Here is a 17,702-nt window from a genome sequence, read left to right as displayed (position 1 = left end):
TCCCCCATTCAATATTTTTTCCCTTTGTCCCTGCTTAAAGATTTTCATAACATGGTATGGTTAAGAAATCTATGAATTCATCTTCTTTAACAAGCTGATCAAAAATAGTGATTGCCTGGTCAAACTTTCCTTTTTGATAAGCTATTTCTCCAATTTTTTCTCTTATATGTTGAACCTCTTCATCTCTTAATTTCTCGTATAATCCTATGGTAAGTCTGCTTCCATCTTCCAGTATTCCTCTTGGATGGCGAATCCATTGCCACAATTGGGCTCTTGATATTTCAGCAGTTGCCGCATCTTCCATCAAATGATTAATTGGAGCTGCCCCTCTACCGCTAAGCCATTCTCCGATATACCTTATTCCTACATTGATATTGATTCTTACTCCTTCCTCTGTAATAATCCCATCTGGCACCTCTAGTAGATCATGTGAAGTTACCCGTATTTCCTCTCTTTTTCGATGAATTTGATTTGCTGTCTGCATATGCTCGTTAAAAACATTCATCGCAACTTCTACGAGAGCTGGATGAGCCACCCATGTTCCGTCATGACCATCTGTTGCTTCTCTTTCTTTATCTTTTCTAACCTTTTCAAATGCATGATCATTTGCTTCAGGATTGTTTTTCACTGGTATTTGCGCTGCCATACCACCGATTGCATGAGCGTTACGCTTATGACAAGTTTGAATCGCTAATAATGAATAAGATCTCATAAAATGAACTGTCATTGTTACCTGGGAACGATCTGGTAGAATAACTGATTCACAGTTTCTTAGTTTCTTTAAATAGCTAAAAATATAGTCCCATCGGCCACAATTTAAGCCTGCTGAGTGTTCTTTTAACTCAAACAGAATTTCATCCATTTCAAATGCTGCCATGATTGTCTCAATGAGAACCGTGGCTTTTATTGTTCCTCTTGGTACGTTAAATTCATCCTGTGCAAAACAAAACACTTCATTCCAAAGTCTTGCTTCAAGATGACTCTCTATTTTTGGCAAATAGAAATAAGGTCCACTTCCTCTATTTACAAGCTCTCTCGCATTATGAAAAAAGAATAATCCAAAGTCTACTAAACTTGCTGATACACGTCTTCCATCCAGTTCAATATGCTTTTCATCAAGATGCCAACCTCTAGGTCGAACCTTTAATGTTGCGATCTTCCCGTTCAGTTGATAGACTTTACCGCTTTCATTTGTATATGAGATGGTTCGACGAACTGCATCTCGAAGGTTGATTTGGCCTCGCATGATATTTTCCCAGCTGGGAGATGTTGCATCCTCAAAATCAGCCATAAACACTTTTGCTCCAGAATTTAATGCATTGATCACCATTTTTCTATCGACAGGACCCGTTATTTCCACTCGCCTGTCCTGAAGATCGTCTGGTATTGGAGCAACAGTCCAAGTTCCTTTACGAATATGCTCCGTTTCTGATAAAAAATCCGGTAGCTTCCCATTGTCAATTTCCCGTTGTCTTTCCACTCGTTGCTGTAATAGTTCACGCCTGCGACCCCCAAACGTTCTTTCTAGCTTCTCAATGAATTGCAGTGCTTCAGGTGTTAATACATGCTGATATTCTGTTTCCTTGTTTCCAACAATTTTACAGCCTGTCATCTGTGTAGACATTTGTGAAACAACACCTTCCTCTTAATTGTTATAATACAGATTAGTATTTCTAAAACTAATATATAACAGACGAGATAAAAATGGAACAATTTTCTTTTAAAAAATTAAAAAAGTTTCTAAACCATCCAAACGCAGATTATTAAATCCCTTACCACCAAGCCTGGTGGCGAAATTATTAAGTTTTTAACAATACAAAAAAAGCCTATGCAACGACATGCATAGACTCTTATTGTTATAAAACAGATCATTCTTTTAAAGTACCATGTTCTTCAAGATAGAGGATTCGTTCAAGCATTGTTGGATGTGTATAGCGAAAGATCTTTACCAATGCCGGTGGGTTTACCTCACTTAATCCTGCTCTGGACAATTCCTGGAATGAACTGATTGCCGCTTCATGATTGTCCGTCATTTCAATTGCATACATATCAGCTGATTTCTCCTGGTGCCGTGCAACAGCATTTGACAAAGGACTTGATGCAAAGGTTAATGCCCCTAAAAGCAGAAGAAATAACGGAAACGCAGCAAGCTCCTTCATTGAGTGGATTTTTAGCAATCCTCCTTGTCGAGCAATAAAAAACCTCATAAGGATATGAATAACATATAAACCAACTAAACTCAGCAATAAGTAACCCGCTATTCCAACATAGATATGCTTCATCACGTAATGACCCATTTCATGAGCCATAATGAATAGAATTTCATCATCGTTCAATTTATTTAATGTTGTGTCCCAAAGGACAATTCGAGAATTAGCTCCAATCCCTGTTACATAGGCATTAAGAGCATTGGTCTTTTCCGACATGTTCACCTCATACACATGCTCTGCCGGGATATCTGCCTTTGCAGCGATCTCTAAAATTTTTTCTTCAAGCTCTTTATTTTTTAATGGATAAAAGTCATTATAAAGAGGATCGATCACTACTGGTTGTATAAACATTAAAAACATGGAAAAAGGGATTGAAAGTAACCAAGCATACAACCACCATCTTCTCTCGAAACGTTTTATTAACGAATAAAGCACGATAATAATGATGGTCATTAATAAATAATTCACCCAAAAGTCAATCAATTGATCTTTCATCCAGGTCGAGAAGGATTGAGTTGTAATGTGGTACATTTTTGATAACCGGTACCCAATCCAATCAACAGGAAATGATAATATGCTGACAAAAAGAGATAACCAGAAGAAATAAATCGCAGATTGAACACTGAATATTTTTGATGATGCATTAGACCAATCCTGCATTTTCCTAGAAAGACCTGTAATCATAAAAACAAACAGGAGAAACCACTCAAACGGAATCGTGACAAAATACAGGAAATTTCTAATCGTGGAGTATTCCTGTGACAATACTAATTCTCTACCAGACATAAATGTTGAAGGATCTGCCGATGTCCCCTCATATGGAGCCGGTACACCTGTGCCCGAAAAGATAAACAAATACCAATAAACAACTAAACCATATAGAAAATAGAGCAAAATTGATGTTGTTAACCATTTCCTCATCCGGCCTTTCCCCCTTGAACAAGCTGTTACTATTAGTGTAGTACTATGTACATTGAGTTAGAACATGAAAAGGGATCAGCTAAAATGCTTTCATCTTTTATTTAAGCAAAAAACATACTATATAAAACCAACGTACCTATAGATCCCATTACAACAACAATAACATTTGCACCAGTAAAAGCAATCAATGTAGCAGCAATAGCCCCAATAATACCAAAGATCATGTCATCACTAATAAGAAAAATGCCCGGAACAATTAATGCTCCCAATGTTGCATACGGCACATTTTTTAATACATTTTGCACAAATACAGGTAATTTCAATTGACTTAGAGCAACAAGCGGGATCATCCGCGGGATATATGTGACAAGTCCCATTCCAATAATCATCATCAAGATTGTACTATCCATTTGCCTCCCCCTCACTTGTATACTTCATATAAAACAGTTCAACAATGATAGCCGAAATTAATGTTGATAATACAATCGACCAACCTGTTGAAAGCATTTGTGACGCGTAAAAAATTGAGTTAAAGATTGCTGCCGCAACCGCTAAAAACATAACCTTCCGATGCTTTTTAAGAGATGGAATTAATAGCCCTATAAACATTGCATAAAGAGCAATTCCCATGCTTTCCTGAACAGTTGTCGGCAAACTTGCACCGATCACATACCCAATCCCTGAATTAATGACCCAGCTTGCATAAGATATCAGCATTAATCCAAACAAATACCCTGAATTTACAGTACCCTCTTTTGTTGATGCAACTGTAAAAGTCTCATCTGTTAGTCCAAATGAATAAAGTGCTTTTTTCCATAAAGAATCGTTTTCCACCTTTTCACTAAGTGAAGCAGACATTAAAAAATGGCGAATATTCACGATAAACGTTGTAAAAATGATTTCAATAATTCCTGTGCCTACTGAAAGTAGGCTTAAAGAAATATATTGGGAAGCTCCTGCAAAAACAATTAGACTCATTAGCACTGTCTCTGATAAAGACAAACCGGTTGATTTTGAAAGCAACCCAAAGGTTAATGCAACAGGTAAATACCCGATTGCGATACTAATTCCACCTTGCAAACCTAGAAGAAAACTAGATTGCTTTTTTACGAAAGTGGTTGTCGATCCCACACTAATACCTCCCATTACTACTATTTAAGAATAATAAATTAGTAGATAAAAACTTGTTATTTGATTTGTTTCGTTTGCATATGTATGTGAGTGATTTGCCTGAAATTTCATCGAATCACCTTTTTTTAATACATATGACTCTTCTTGTATTGATACTTTGGCTTCCCCTTCACATACAAGTACATATTCTTCAACATTTCCATGGTGACGATCTGAAGTGTGAATGCATCCTGGTTTCATTTCAATATAGTAGACTTCAAATTTTTTGGAAGAATCAAATGGGAAATAAGGGTATACTTGATACTGTTCCCCCTCTTCCATGACCGCACTTTTATCATGTAATCTTATAACAGATACAGTAGGTTCGCTCTCCTCAACAAGTGATGAAAATGACACCTGAAGTCCATTTGCTATTTTCCATAGCGTGTTAACAGTGGGACTTGATTCACCTTTTTCAATTTGGGAAAGCATTCCTTTACTCACACTAGTTAAATTCGCCAACTGATCATAGCTATATCCCCGAAGCTTACGTATTTGTTTTAAATTTTCTGCGATTTGAGTTTGAATTGATTTCATCATATTCCCCCATATATTGCCATCGTATAATATAGTATACATCTGTATCATATAACATACAACTTTTTTGTTGCATTTAGCTTTTCTTTCGAAACATAATAAACTAAATGAAATAAAATTAACTTAACTAATTGAAGGTGAATACATGCTTACAGCTTATTTTGAAAAGATCCAGGAGAAGCTTGAACTTGTACTTGAACAGGAAAAAAAGTCTATGGAAATTGCAGCAGAGAAAGTCTCAAATTCGATTCAAGCAAATGGCATTATCCACCTTTTCGGGTGTGGTCACTCTCATATGCTAACAGAGGAAATGTTTTATCGGGCAGGTGGCTTGGCACCTGTTAAACCGATCTTCATTGAGGAATTAATGCTGCATAAAGGGGCGGTTAAATCATCATATCTTGAAAGGCAAAACAATTATGCTGAAGGGTTTATCTATAATCAAGATATCCATTCTAATGATGTTGTTTTTGTCATATCAACCTCTGGAATAAATCCCGTCCCAATTGACGTTGCCATACATTCGAAAAAACAGGGCGCTTATGTGGTAGGCATGAGTTCCTTTCATTATGTAGACGGAAAAGCATCGAGGCATAAAAGCGGAAATTTTTTATCTGAGGTCGTTGATTTAGCCCTTAATAACCATGTGACAAAAGGAGATGCTGCTCTTTACTACGAAAACTCCCCGGTTCCATTTGGACCAACTTCAACAGTTATTGGAACAACGATGTTGAATGCTATTTTTGCTGAAGCAATAAAAATGATGATAAATGTTGGACATGAGGCTCCAGTGTTTTTAAGTGGTAATATTGAAGGCGCTGAGGAGCATAATCAGAAATTGATTGAAACATATCATGATCGTATTCCATTGCTTAAGTTTGATAAAAAATAAAAATGAGCCCTTCCTAACAACATTAGGTTGGGCTCATTTTCATTTTCTTTCGATATCAATCTTAAACTTATATTTATCCGCACGGTATGAGGACCTTACAAGCTCAAGTGGAGTGCCATTTTCCAAGTATGTTTCCCGTTGAATTAACAGGATTGGAACACCTTTATTTATGTTCAAATGCTGTTGATCTTCAGCATCGACAATGGCTGCCTCAACCGTTTGTGAGGCATGACCGATTGTCAATTCCAGATCTTGTTCAATATAGGTGTAGATGGAGCTTGCTAATATATCAGGCGTTAAACCGGGAACCAGATTAACTGGTAGATAGCTTGTCTCTACAGCAATTGGATCATTATTTGCTAAGCGAAGGCGCTTTATTTTATAAATAAATTCATCCTCTTTAAGAGAAAGCCTTGCTTTTATATCATCATCAGCAGGATATATTTCAAAATGCAATAACTTACTTCCCGGGACTAAGTTGCGAGCTTTCATATCTTCGGTAAAACTTGTGAGACCTTGTAGATTTTGTTCAAATTTTTGGTTGGAAACAAAGGTCCCTTTTCCTTTTTCCCTAAAGAGATATCCCTTGTTAACAAGGTTTGTAATAGCTTGACGAACAGTCATACGACTTATTTGATAGCTTTCTGAGAGCTCTCTTTCTGAGGGCAGGGCATCCCCTGGTTGCAGATTTTCTGTCTCTATAGATTTTTTTATTTGCTCTTCTAACTGATAATACAATGGAAGAGGAGAATTTTTGTCTATCACATAAAGATCTCCTTTCGATATCACTATTACCTATTATAATAAATAGTACAATGGATTTACAATTAGAAACAAAACAGAAAACTACCTGAATGTAACAGGTAGTTTTCTGTTTTGTTTACTTTCTAATCTTAGCAATCTCATCTGCAACAAATTGCACTTGTGTCCCTACAATCACTTGAATGCTTTGTGGGCCAACAATGTTGATACCCGGAATACCGGTTGATTTAATTTTACTTTGATCAACTGCATCCATGTCTTTCACTTCAATTCTTAATCGGGTAACACAATTGTCTACAGATGTAACATTTTCATCTCCACCCAGACCTTCATAAATAACATTTGCCATTCTTGCAAATTTATTTTCTGAAGTGACAGGTCCTTCTTCTTCAGCCTCAACAGCTTCTTCTGTATCTGCCTCTCTACCTGGTGTGGCCAAATTAAACTTTGTAATTAAAAATCTGAATAGAACATAATAGATCACTGCAAATGCTAACCCTTGTAGTAGAAGCATATATGGTTGATTTGCTAAAGGTAATCTTGAGCTTAGGACAAAGTCGACTAATCCTGCACTAAACCCGAATCCAGCGGTCCAATGGAAGAATGAAGCAACTGCCAATGATATCCCTGTTAAAGCGGCATGTACAACATAAAGTCCAGGTGCTAAAAACATAAATGAAAATTCAAGCGGCTCTGTCACTCCAGTAAAGAATGAGGCAAACCCTGCCGCTAGCATTAAGGATGCAGCTTGTTTTTTACGCTTTGTTTTTGCTGTATGATACATCGCTAAGGCTGCTGCCGGTAATCCAAACATCATAATTGGGAAGAATCCAGCCTGATACATACCTGTAACTCCTTTTGTACCAGTTCCAGCCCAGAAGTTACCAATATCATTAATTCCCGCTACATCAAACCAGAATACTGAGTTTAAGGCATGATGTAATCCTGTTGGAATTAACAAACGATTAAAGAATCCATACAATCCTGCTCCGATAAACTCCAGTTTACTTATAGCTGTTCCAAAAGTTACTAATCCCGTGAAAATGACAGGCCATGCGAAAAAAAGAATTAATGAGGCTACCAGCATAGATACAGCTGTCATAATTGGAACTAGTCTTTTACCACTAAAGAACGCTAAAGCAGCAGGTAACTGAACTTCGCTAAACCGGTTATACATAACTGAAGCAACAATCCCTGATAAAATTCCAATAAACTGATTCCCAATTTTTTCAAAAGCTGGATTAACTGATTCTGCATCAATTCCTTGAAGCATTGCTACAGAATCGGTTGAAAGTAATGTTGTAATGACAAGGTAAGCGACTAAACCACTTAATGCAGCAGATCCATCTCTATTTTTAGACATTCCCAGTGCCACACCTACTGCAAATAGAATCGACATATTGTCAATAATCGAGGAACCGGCTTTAATTAAAAATGCAGCTACTGGACTGCCTGCTCCCCAGCCAGCCGGGTCAATCCAATAACCAATCCCCATTAATATTGCTGCAGCCGGTAAAACAGCAACTGGCAACATTAATGACCTTCCAATATTTTGTAAATATTTCATCATGTTGACTTCCCCCTATCCAATAATATATAGGAATAAAATTAGATCATTTTGCTAATAACACGCTAACAACTTTGAAAGCGTTTCATACGCATATAGTAACACCAATAATTCTAGATGTCTATACCAATTTTATATATCAAACAATTATTCTTGTCATATTTGTTGTAAGATTAACATACAAGGTTTTTAACTGGTATAGACAACTATATTAAGAGATGATATTCTATATTCATAATTTAAACCTTTTCCTCTAATACTATTCAAAGGGGGTATTCATATGGAGATCATTTCAGACAAATTGATCATTAAGCATGGAACCATTTATTCTGAGGAACAAATAGTGAAATCAGGTTTCCTTCAAATTGATCGTGGAAAAATAACAAATATAGGCAGATCTAATGAACATCTTTCTTCATCAGATTATAAGATTATTACTATACCGGAAGAATATCAGATTATCCCTGGTATGATTGACCTTCATATTCACGGCGTGAATGGAGCCGATACGATGGATGCTTCAAAAGAAGCTCTTGATACGATGGCTTCTACCCTTCCGAAAGAAGGAACGACCAGCTTTTTGGTAACTACAATAACAGAGGACATAACCGAGATAGAAAAATCATTAGGAAATGCGGGAGAATATATAACTTCCCTCCAAACTGAAGGAAATGCCGAAGTGTTAGGGATTCACTTAGAAGGTCCATTTATTCATAAAGGCAAAGCCGGTGCCCAACCTATTCAACATATAGTTGACCCAAATACCCAAATTTTCAAAAGACTTGAGTCCTTATCAAATAATCAAATTAAGCTTGTTACTCTAGCTCCAGAGTTGCCAGGAGGAAATGAGCTTTTAGACTATTTAAAGAATAAAAACATTCTTTCTTCGATTGCCCATTCCGAGGCATCTTATCCACAAGTTTTGGAAGCGATTGATCATGGACTTACACATGTCACACATTTATTTAATCAAATGACTGGACTACACCATCGTGATCCAGGGATTGTTGGTGCTGCTTTCCTTAGGGATGAGTTAATGGTAGAAATTATCGCAGATGGAGTTCATGTTTCACCGGAAATTGTAAATGTTGCTTATAAGCAGATTACAGATGAAAGAATGATGTTAATAACAGATGCGATGAGAGCTAAATGGCTGGAAGAGGGAGAATATGATTTAGGCGGTCAAATGGTCACCGTAAAAAACGGGAAAGCTTTACTCGATGAAAACACTTTAGCTGGTAGTGTCCTTAAAATGATAGATGCATTTAAAAATATACAGAAATTCACTGGGTGCAGTATTAAGAGTGCAATTAAAATGGCTTGTGAAAATCCTGCTAAGCAACTCAATGTTTTTGATAGAAAAGGGAGTATCGCGATCGGCAAAGATGCAGACCTCGTAATCCTTGATGAAAATATGGACATCTTTATGACCATTTGCAAAGGAAAAATTGCTTATTTTAAAGGAGGTGCTAACCTTGAAAATCATTGAAGTGAAGGATTATAACGAAATGAGTAAAAAAGCTGCTGAATATATGTTAAACAAAATCAAAAGCAGCACTCAATTAAATTTAGGATTAGCTACAGGCGGTACACCTAAGGGAGTATATGAAGAATTAATCGCAGATTATAGGCTACATCAAACTTCTTACACCCATGTAAAAACTTTTAACTTAGACGAATACATTGGACTTAAAAAAGATGACTCAAACAGCTATTTTCACTATATGAATGAACATCTATTTAAGCATATTGATATTTCATTAGATCAAACTCATATCCCTTTAGGTACAAATGAAAACACACAAGCAGAATGCGAAGAATATGAAAATAAAATAATCAATGCCGGTGGAATTGACCTTCAAATTTTAGGGATAGGAGCCAACGGTCACATAGGTTTTAATGAACCTGGTACTTCCTTTCAATCAAGAACACATGTTGTTGATTTAGCTGCTTCTACTCGAGAAGCAAATGCGCGATTTTTTGATCGTCTTGAGGATGTTCCGAAACAGGCTATTACAATGGGAATCCAAACAATCTTTCAAAGCAGAGAAATCCTTCTGTTAGCTTCCGGAAAAGCAAAACAACAAGCAATGGCTGAGTTATTTAGAGGAGAAGTGACAGAATCATTCCCGGCTTCAATCCTAAATCAGCATCCACACACGATTGTGATTGCTGATGAAGAAGCCTTGCAAGGAGTAAAAAAAACGACGAATAGTATATAAAAAAGGTACATGCTCCGAACTTGGAGCATGTACCTTTTAAATTAATAACGCCTTATCTGATAAAGCACTATCTGATTTAATTTTTGAGAATTCTTCAAGTAGAGAACTCACTGTTAAGCCATGCTTTTGTTCTCCTTCTGCCTGGAACACGATATTCCCTTTATCCATCATGATTAAACGATTTCCAAGATCAACTGCTTGTTGCATATTATGAGTAATCATTAATGTTGTTAAATTCCCTTTTTCAACAAGCATTTTTGTTAAGTTGGTAATGAGCTCTGCACGTGATGGATCCAGAGCAGCTGTGTGTTCGTCAAGTAAAAGGATATCCGGTTTTGTAAAAGTTGCCATTAATAACGATAAAGCCTGGCGTTCTCCACCAGATAACAAACCAACCTTGGCAGATAAACGATTTTCAAGACCTAAGCCTAACATTTCTAACTGCTCCTTGAAGAACACACGTCTTTTGGCTGTTACACCTGGTCTTAATGTTCTCTTGTGGACACGTGAATAAGCTATAGCTAAATTTTCTTCAATGGTTAGTGTTGGAGATGTCCCGGCCATCGGGTCTTGGAACACCCGACCGATATATTGTGACCGTTTATACTCTCTTACATCCAGCATGGATTTATTCTTTATTCGAACATCCCCATCATCTGGAGTAATTCGTCCGGCAATCACATTTAGAAGTGTTGATTTTCCAGCACCGTTACTACCAATAACTGTAACGAAATCCCCTTCTTTTAAAGATAAAGAAAGATGGTCGAGGGCCACTTTTTCATCTAATGAACCCTCATTAAACACTTTAAATATTTGCTCTAGTTGAAGCAATGTCGTTCCCCCGCTTTCTGCGTAAGCTTTTTTTCCGTTTGTCCTTTTGCTTATCAATCATTTGCGGGATGACAAGAGCACCAATTACGATACATGCTGTAATAAGCTTCATATCACCTGTCTCGAAAAAGTTAACACGAAGGGCCAACGCCACAATAAGACGGTAGATAATCGCCCCGATAATAACAGCAATCGTTGCACGAACAATGGTTTTTGTGCCGACTAATGCTTCCCCGATAATTACAGAGGCTAAACCGATGATGATCATACCGATACCCATACCAACATCACTGAAGCCATTGTATTGAGCAATAAAAGCACCTGAAAAAGCAACAAGTGCATTTGAAAGCCCTAATCCAACAATCTTTAACATGTCAGTGTTTGCTGAAAAGCTTGTAATCATATTTTGGTTATCACCAACAGCTCTTATCGCTAGACCAACCTCTGTTTTTAAGAAGTAATCCAATGCATATTTAATGACTAAAATAATAATCAGCATTGTGATAACAATCGACCATGTTTTCGGCACATAGCCTTCCAATCCAATTGAAATGAAGAGCTTCTCTAGACCTGTATCTATTCCAAGCTTGCTCCACCAATCAAGTAATTGAGTGAAAACTGTTTCCTCTTGTAATAGTGGAACATTCGATTTTCCCATAATTCTAAGATTTATAGAATACAGGGCAATCATCATTAATATCCCGGATAAAAGCGGGTTAATGTTTCCTTTCGTATGCAGTACCCCTGTGATACAGCCTGCCAAAAAGCCTACAAGTAATGCGACTAACGTGGCTAAGAAAGGATTCACACCATTTACAATTAACACAGCACTCACAGCTGCACCTGTGACGAAGCTGCCGTCAACTGTTAAATCCGGAAAGTCTAATATTCGAAATGATAGGTATACTCCAAGAGCCATTATCGCATAAATTAAGCCTGACTCTACTGATCCAAATAGGGCTGTAAACATAATTCCTCACCTTTTATTCAAGAATTTCTGCTTCTTCTTTCCACTCTTCTTTAATTTCAATTCCCATATCTTCTGCTGCTTTTGCATTAATTTGAAGTTTTAGATTTTGCGGATATTGTACAGGAACTTCACTTACTTCTTTCTCACCAGTTAAGATGCTTGCAGCCATTTCTCCTGCCTCAAAACCGATATCATAGTAGTCAAACCCATAAGCTGCGAATCCTCCGCGTTTAACAGAATCTAATTCACCAACAAATAATGGGATGTCATTATCACTGGCAACACCGATGACACTTTCTAATGCAGAAACAACCGTATTATCAGTAATTACGTATAAAGAATCCACTTTACCTACTAGTGATTCTGTTGCCTGCTTTACTTCAGCTGATGTGGAAACAGAAGCTTCTACTACTTCTAATTGTGTTCCTTCCATTGCTTTCTTTACTAAATCAATTTGTGCAACAGAGTTTTGCTCTCCTGAGTTATAAATCATACCTACTTTTGTTCCTTCAACATTATCTGCAATAAACTTCACTGTGTTAGGAATGGCATCAGGGTGAGTATCTGTTGTTCCTGTAATATTTGCACCTGGTTCTTCAAAGCTTTTCACCAGACCTCCACCAATAGGATCTGTTACTGATGTAAATACAATCGGAATATCTTGAGTTGCATTCAATGCACTTTGAGCGCTTGGTGTTGAATTAGCAAAAATTAAATCAACATTGTCCCCTGCAAAATTAGTCGCGATCGTTTGGCTATTATTTTGATCTCCTTGAGCGATCTGTACGTCATATTCAACTTCCAAACCTTTTTCTTTTAATGCAGCTTGAAAGCCTTCTAATGCTGAGTCTAATGATGGATGCTCTACAATTTGGTTTACACCAATTGTATATGTTTTTTCTCCGCTGCCAGAATCATTACTTCCTTCACTTGTGCTTCCGGACGAACTGTCACTACTTCCACACCCGGCTAGTGCTAAAAAACTAGCTAACATCATTCCTGTACCAATTTTCAACCCTTTTTTCATGCTATATAATCCCCCTTTAATTCCTTAAAATCTCTTTTATGCTTTTATGCTTTTATTGATTAAATTATACAGGAGAAATCAAATAGTTCAATATATTTTGAAAACTTTGCTTATTTTTTTCTATTATTAATAGCAAAAACCCTATCATATCAACAAAAAACACAGATATCTTCACGATATCTGTGTTTTTCTGTAAACATTGTAAGATAAGATTACATTCTATTACAATACTATTTTTGTAAAATTTGATCTTTCAATGCTCTTCTTAATATTTTCCCTGTTGTATTTTTCGGAAGTTCTTCTAAAAACTCGATTGAACTAGGTACTTTATACTTAGCTAAATGCTGTTTACAATATTCCATGAGTTCTTCTACAGTCACTGTATGATTTCTTACAACAACAAAGCATTTTACTGCTTCTCCAAAGTTTGGATCAGGTACTCCTAATACTGCAACTTCAACAACTTCTTCGTGATTATATAATACTTCTTCTACCTCGCGTGGATATACATTATACCCGCCAACAATAATCATGTCTTTTTTCCGGTCAACAATATAAAAGTAACCTTCTTCATCTTTTCTGGCAAGATCGCCTGTATATAACCAGCCATTTCGGAGAGCATAGGCCGTTTCTTCCGGCATTTTATAATAGCCTTTCATAACGTTTGGACCTTTTACAATTAATTCTCCTACTTGATTAGGTAGTAATTCTTCTCCTAATTCATTAACAACTTTATTTTCTACATTCATAATATTTGTCCCAATTGAACCAGGCTTTCTTGGACGATCGAGCGGGTTAAAGCATGTAACCGGAGAAGCCTCTGAAAGACCATATCCTTCTGACAAGATCACTTTGTACTTCTGTTCAAACCCTTTTAATAAAGCAACAGGCATGGACGCACCACCAGAGACGCACATACGTAATGATTTTAAATCTTCTGGTTGAGCCTTATCATATTGAAATAAAAAGTTATACATTGTTGGCACACCAGCGAAAACTGTTGCCTGATACGTTTTGACAATTTCAAATATTACGTCAGGACTAAATCTAGGTACAATGAGCAATGTTGAACCATTCATAAGTGGTGCATTTAACGCAACAGTCAGGCAAAAAACATGGAACATCGGCAGGACAGTGACGATTACATCATTACTGTTCATTTTCAAGTAATTAGCTGTATCCAGAGCATTACTATATAAATTTTTATGTGTTAGCATTGCTCCTTTAGGTTTACCGGTTGTTCCAGATGTGTATAAAATAACGGCAACATCTTCTTCATCCAGTTCTGGACCCTTGAATTGACTGCTGCCTGTTGAGAGCATATTTGTAAACCTTTTCAATTTGGTGTAAATTGATAGCTCTGATATATCTATACCTTTATTTTGCTCATTCGATGGAGTATCACATGTAATAATATGTTCAAGCTTCGGTAGCATACTGTCCATCTTCTCAAACAGCGGCAGAAGTAAATCCAATATGACAGCTGCCTTTGCATCGCCATTGTCAATAATATATGCAATTTCATCGGGGGTATAGATCGGGTTAATAGGAATAACGGTTGCACCTGCTCGTAAGGCACCATATAACGAAATGACAAAGTATGGAGAGTTTCCAAGAACAATTGCGACATGATCCCCTTTGTTAATTCCTAACTCCTTTAAGCTGCTCGCAAACTGATTGATTGCCCCTTCCAGTTGCGAATATGTTGTTTCAGTTCCATCAAATATAAAAGCCGGCTTTGATCCATGTTCTTTTACAGTTTCAGACAACCGTAAAGATAAATTCATTCTCCCACCCCTTTTTAAAATGAATGAATAACCATTCATTTTTTATGATAGAAACTTTTTTCTATTGGTATGACGAAACCCCTCTGTTCTAGATGACTTTACCTCTAGAAAAACATTCTATTCTTATTATATTGAATGACGGAATATTTCACAATGACTGAGATTGATTTCATATTAAGAAAAGCGCAAGCGCCTCGATCAGCCTCGGGCAAATGGACTTATGACCTCGAGGCAGTTTAAGAACGCTACGTCAATCTCCACGACTGCACTTGCACCTCCTATGCTTCGGGGCTAGGCGCTGGAACTGAACACAAAAACTAAGTAGAAAATTATAAACTTTCTTAAATGTTAATAGAGACTTATTTCATAAACTTGAACTGAATCTAAAATCAGTTAATCCTCTGAATTCCATACAAATCCTGTGCTAGCAAGGTTTATTTTCCCTTTATATTGCTCATTTGCCTGTGCGATTAAATCTGCATGATCACCGTAATGAGGAAGGTGTGTTAATAATAATTGTTTAACCTGAGCTTCTTGAGCAATGTGTCCCACTTCCCTACTATTCATATGACCTGCACTTGTTCCATCTTGATGAGCGTATAGGCTGCACTCTGCAATAAGGAGGTCGGCATTAGTAGAAAATGGAATAAAATTTTCCTGGTAACTTGTATCAGCAGTATATATGACAGTTGACTTCATATCAGTGATTTTCATGGCGAAGCAGGGTGCCGGGTGGGTGGTTTTTAAAAAAGTAATGGAAAATGGGCCAATTGACAGAGCTTCCTTTTCCTTATACACGACACCAATTGTTGCATCCTTATACGTTAGTTTTTGAAAAGCAGCTTGATCTAAATCATGTCCATAAATAGGCAGTGTTTTTTTCTTATTGTGGATCAATGCTGTTACATAACACCCATACTGCAGTGGTCCTATATCTGCTACATGGTCATGATGATAGTGTGATAGTACAACAGCATCCAGTTGATCAATTGAGATCGTTTCCTGCAATTTCGACAAAACTGCACTACCACAATCAATTAATAGCCTAAAACCGTTTGATTCGAATAAATAACCAGATGTTGCCTCACCTGCGTTTGGAAAGCCACCCCAATACCCAATAACCGTTAACTGCATGAATCACTCAACCCTTTCGTATGATCTCACAAAGAACATTATAGCCATTGTTATGTCTTTTTCATAATGATTAAAAATTGGCTAACACCTATTTATCAAAAAATAAACCTTTATTAATCAATATTTGCACTTATTATCCCGAAAATTGTTACAAAACAGTTGTTGACACTTCCTTAACTGTTATAATACAATATGAGTAACAAAACAAACGGAGGGGATCCAAATGTTAATGAAAATAACTGAATTTTTTAGAAATTTACCAAAAAAACAATGCAAAGAGTGTGGTTGTGAAATAGAAGAACAACATGAGTGTTATGGTAATACTTGCAATGAGTGCTTACATGTAACAGATCTTTAATCTATTTTTGCGCCCTCACTGTTAAATAACAGTTATAAAAATAACCTCGTGATATGTTACAGGTAGGTATGATCTCCAATAAAAATAAGAAGGTTGACCTAAGGTCAACCTTCTTATTTTTATGATGTCGCGACTAAATGATCTCTACTATTAGATGAACCCCGATATGCCAGCTTAGAAAAGAATTCATGTTTTTCGAAAGTACGGAATTGCTTTCTATGTATCTTTTCACACATAATATCGATTGATTTTTCAGCCATGGCATCTACTGGTTGAATGACCGTCGTTATCATTGGATCTACTAGTTTAGTAATCTCCATATTATCATAGCCAACTACAGCTAAATCCTCCGGTATTCTCCAGCCTGACTTTTTGGCCTCTGAAATTATGCCTGCAGCGACAGCATCTCCCCCAGCAAAAATAGCTGTCGGTGATACTTTCATACAAGCTAATTTCCGAAAAACCTGCTTACCATCTTCAACTGTTGAGACTCTATCAAAATAAAATATCTCATAAGAGTGTATATTTTCTTCTTGTAAAGCAGCTTGAAACCCTTTAATTCTTGCCTTCATTCCTTCGCTTTTTACCCCATTCGAACAATAAGCGATATTAGTATGTCCCCTTTCAATCAAGTGCTTTGCGATCACATAGCCGCTTTGCGCTTGATTGACATACACCATTGGAATGCTTGCATTCTCAATTTTCTCATTACAAAGAATAATCGGCCCATAATTTAAATAAGAATCAATCACAGACCAATCATTTTCAATAGCCGTCATAATGACTCCATCGACTTGTTTGGTTTTTAATAGATTCAAGTACCGACATTCTTTCTGTTTTGAGTATTGAGTTTGACAAATAATCAATTGATACCCCTTCATTGAGGCTTTCATTTCCAGCAGCTCAACTAATTGACTATAAAAAGGCGTTGATATTTTTGGTATTAGAACAGCAATAATTCCCGTCCTTTGATTTCTTAAGCTTCTAGCAGCAGAATTTGGAACATACCCCAGTTGCTCCATTGCCTTCTGTACAAGTTGCTTTTTTTCATCTGAAACATATGGGTGATCATTTAACACTCTGGACACAGTTGTCCTCGATAATCCCGCTAGCTTCGCGACATCTTCAATGGTAGACAATTTACTCCCTCCCCATAGGCTCTATGTTGCCCACCTTGCTTGACCTGGAAACGTTTTCAATTACGATTATATGAAAATATTAACTATAATTCAATCTTTTTTTACAAAAAGTGTTTATTTACCTATTGTTTCATGAGCATTTAAAGTTTAGCAGGAGCAATTCATAGGAATTGCC

17 protein-coding genes are annotated in these 17,702 nt (G+C 36.8%); 4 read left to right on the top strand and 13 right to left on the bottom strand.

What is annotated here, in order from left to right:
- Positions 1-34: 34 nt before the first annotated feature.
- The 5 genes from aceB to HWV59_RS05535 form a co-directional block, all read right to left on the bottom strand.
- Positions 35-1,624, bottom strand: a complete 1,590-nt coding sequence (gene aceB / locus HWV59_RS05555; protein WP_102228359.1) for a malate synthase A — start codon at positions 1,622-1,624, stop codon at positions 35-37.
- A gap of 244 nt (positions 1,625-1,868) precedes the next feature.
- Positions 1,869-3,131 carry a M48 family metallopeptidase gene (locus HWV59_RS05550; protein ID WP_102228358.1) on the bottom strand — a complete coding sequence of 421 codons (1,263 nt, stop codon included), beginning with the start codon at positions 3,129-3,131 and terminating at the stop codon, positions 1,869-1,871.
- A gap of 101 nt (positions 3,132-3,232) precedes the next feature.
- Positions 3,233-3,541, bottom strand: coding sequence for an AzlD domain-containing protein (locus tag HWV59_RS05545; RefSeq protein ID WP_102228357.1), 309 nt, complete (start codon positions 3,539-3,541; stop codon positions 3,233-3,235).
- Complete coding sequence (locus HWV59_RS05540) at positions 3,534-4,262, bottom strand: AzlC family ABC transporter permease (protein WP_102228356.1); 729 nt, start codon at positions 4,260-4,262, stop codon at positions 3,534-3,536. The genes HWV59_RS05545 and HWV59_RS05540 overlap by 8 nt, the downstream gene beginning before the upstream one ends.
- A gap of 24 nt (positions 4,263-4,286) precedes the next feature.
- Positions 4,287-4,838, bottom strand: a complete 552-nt coding sequence (locus HWV59_RS05535) for a helix-turn-helix domain-containing protein (protein ID WP_175638263.1) — start codon at positions 4,836-4,838, stop codon at positions 4,287-4,289.
- Positions 4,839-4,983: 145 nt separating this feature from the next.
- Between HWV59_RS05535 and HWV59_RS05530 the strand changes: the two genes are divergently transcribed.
- On the top strand, positions 4,984-5,730 hold the full coding sequence (locus tag HWV59_RS05530; protein WP_175638262.1) for an SIS domain-containing protein: 747 nt from the start codon (positions 4,984-4,986) through the stop codon (positions 5,728-5,730).
- Positions 5,731-5,769: 39 nt separating this feature from the next.
- On the opposite strand, the gene HWV59_RS05525 is transcribed toward HWV59_RS05530, so the two are convergent.
- Positions 5,770-6,495, bottom strand: a complete 726-nt coding sequence (locus HWV59_RS05525; protein ID WP_175638261.1) for a GntR family transcriptional regulator — start codon at positions 6,493-6,495, stop codon at positions 5,770-5,772.
- A 115-nt stretch (positions 6,496-6,610) separates the two neighbouring features.
- Complete coding sequence (gene nagE, locus HWV59_RS05520) at positions 6,611-8,062, bottom strand: N-acetylglucosamine-specific PTS transporter subunit IIBC (RefSeq protein WP_102228352.1); 1,452 nt, start codon at positions 8,060-8,062, stop codon at positions 6,611-6,613.
- A 277-nt stretch (positions 8,063-8,339) separates the two neighbouring features.
- On the opposite strand from nagE, the gene nagA reads away from it, so the two are divergent.
- A complete protein-coding gene (gene nagA, locus HWV59_RS05515) occupies positions 8,340-9,548 on the top strand; it encodes an N-acetylglucosamine-6-phosphate deacetylase (protein WP_102228351.1) in 1,209 nt (402 codons plus the stop codon).
- Entirely contained in the window at positions 9,535-10,281 is a 747-nt protein-coding gene (gene nagB, locus HWV59_RS05510; protein ID WP_102228350.1) for a glucosamine-6-phosphate deaminase, read from the top strand. The genes nagA and nagB overlap by 14 nt, the downstream gene beginning before the upstream one ends.
- 36 nt (positions 10,282-10,317) lie before the next feature.
- Here nagB and HWV59_RS05505 read toward each other — a convergent pair whose 3' ends face one another.
- The 5 genes from HWV59_RS05505 to HWV59_RS05485 all read right to left on the bottom strand — a co-directional run bounded on the left by HWV59_RS05505 (position 10,318) and on the right by HWV59_RS05485 (position 16,030).
- The gene (locus HWV59_RS05505) at positions 10,318-11,112 is read right to left on the bottom strand and encodes an ABC transporter ATP-binding protein (protein ID WP_102228349.1); all 795 of its coding nucleotides are present in this window, start codon (positions 11,110-11,112) and stop codon (positions 10,318-10,320) included.
- Positions 11,087-12,082 (bottom strand): ABC transporter permease, encoded by a 996-nt coding sequence (locus tag HWV59_RS05500; RefSeq protein ID WP_102228348.1) that lies wholly within the window; start codon positions 12,080-12,082, stop codon positions 11,087-11,089. Before HWV59_RS05500 ends, HWV59_RS05505 begins: the two co-directional genes overlap by 26 nt.
- Positions 12,083-12,095: 13 nt before the next feature.
- Complete coding sequence (locus tag HWV59_RS05495) at positions 12,096-13,109, bottom strand: ABC transporter substrate-binding protein (RefSeq protein ID WP_102228347.1); 1,014 nt, start codon at positions 13,107-13,109, stop codon at positions 12,096-12,098.
- 230 nt (positions 13,110-13,339) lie between these two features.
- The gene (locus tag HWV59_RS05490) at positions 13,340-14,896 is read right to left on the bottom strand and encodes a fatty acid--CoA ligase family protein (RefSeq protein WP_102228346.1); all 1,557 of its coding nucleotides are present in this window, start codon (positions 14,894-14,896) and stop codon (positions 13,340-13,342) included.
- A 393-nt stretch (positions 14,897-15,289) separates the two neighbouring features.
- Positions 15,290-16,030 (bottom strand): MBL fold metallo-hydrolase, encoded by a 741-nt coding sequence (locus tag HWV59_RS05485; protein ID WP_102228345.1) that lies wholly within the window; start codon positions 16,028-16,030, stop codon positions 15,290-15,292.
- 223 nt (positions 16,031-16,253) lie between these two features.
- On the opposite strand from HWV59_RS05485, the gene yhfH reads away from it, so the two are divergent.
- Positions 16,254-16,388 (top strand): protein YhfH, encoded by a 135-nt coding sequence (gene yhfH, locus HWV59_RS05480; protein ID WP_102228344.1) that lies wholly within the window; start codon positions 16,254-16,256, stop codon positions 16,386-16,388.
- A 119-nt stretch (positions 16,389-16,507) separates the two neighbouring features.
- On the opposite strand, the gene HWV59_RS05475 is transcribed toward yhfH, so the two are convergent.
- A complete protein-coding gene (locus HWV59_RS05475; protein WP_102228343.1) occupies positions 16,508-17,527 on the bottom strand; it encodes a LacI family DNA-binding transcriptional regulator in 1,020 nt (339 codons plus the stop codon).
- Positions 17,528-17,702 lie beyond the last annotated feature (175 nt).

The sequence above is a fragment of the Metabacillus schmidteae genome (assembly GCF_903166545.1).
Lineage (GTDB): Bacteria > Bacillota > Bacilli > Bacillales > Bacillaceae > Metabacillus > Metabacillus schmidteae.
This window is presented reverse-complemented; position numbering and strand designations above follow the sequence as displayed.

Coding starts and splice junctions, on each gene's coding strand:
- nagE (WP_102228352.1), bottom strand. CDS start 8,062: ATGATGAAATATTTACAAAATATTGGAAGGTCATTAATGTTGCCAGTT.
- HWV59_RS05490 (WP_102228346.1), bottom strand. CDS start 14,896: ATGAATTTATCTTTACGGTTGTCTGAAACTGTAAAAGAACATGGATCA.
- HWV59_RS05495 (WP_102228347.1), bottom strand. CDS start 13,109: ATGAAAAAAGGGTTGAAAATTGGTACAGGAATGATGTTAGCTAGTTTT.
- yhfH (WP_102228344.1), top strand. CDS start 16,254: ATGTTAATGAAAATAACTGAATTTTTTAGAAATTTACCAAAAAAACAA.
- aceB (WP_102228359.1), bottom strand. CDS start 1,624: ATGTCTACACAGATGACAGGCTGTAAAATTGTTGGAAACAAGGAAACA.
- HWV59_RS05545 (WP_102228357.1), bottom strand. CDS start 3,541: ATGGATAGTACAATCTTGATGATGATTATTGGAATGGGACTTGTCACA.
- nagA (WP_102228351.1), top strand. CDS start 8,340: ATGGAGATCATTTCAGACAAATTGATCATTAAGCATGGAACCATTTAT.
- HWV59_RS05485 (WP_102228345.1), bottom strand. CDS start 16,030: ATGCAGTTAACGGTTATTGGGTATTGGGGTGGCTTTCCAAACGCAGGT.
- HWV59_RS05530 (WP_175638262.1), top strand. CDS start 4,984: ATGCTTACAGCTTATTTTGAAAAGATCCAGGAGAAGCTTGAACTTGTA.
- HWV59_RS05550 (WP_102228358.1), bottom strand. CDS start 3,131: ATGAGGAAATGGTTAACAACATCAATTTTGCTCTATTTTCTATATGGT.
- HWV59_RS05500 (WP_102228348.1), bottom strand. CDS start 12,082: ATGTTTACAGCCCTATTTGGATCAGTAGAGTCAGGCTTAATTTATGCG.
- HWV59_RS05535 (WP_175638263.1), bottom strand. CDS start 4,838: ATGAAATCAATTCAAACTCAAATCGCAGAAAATTTAAAACAAATACGT.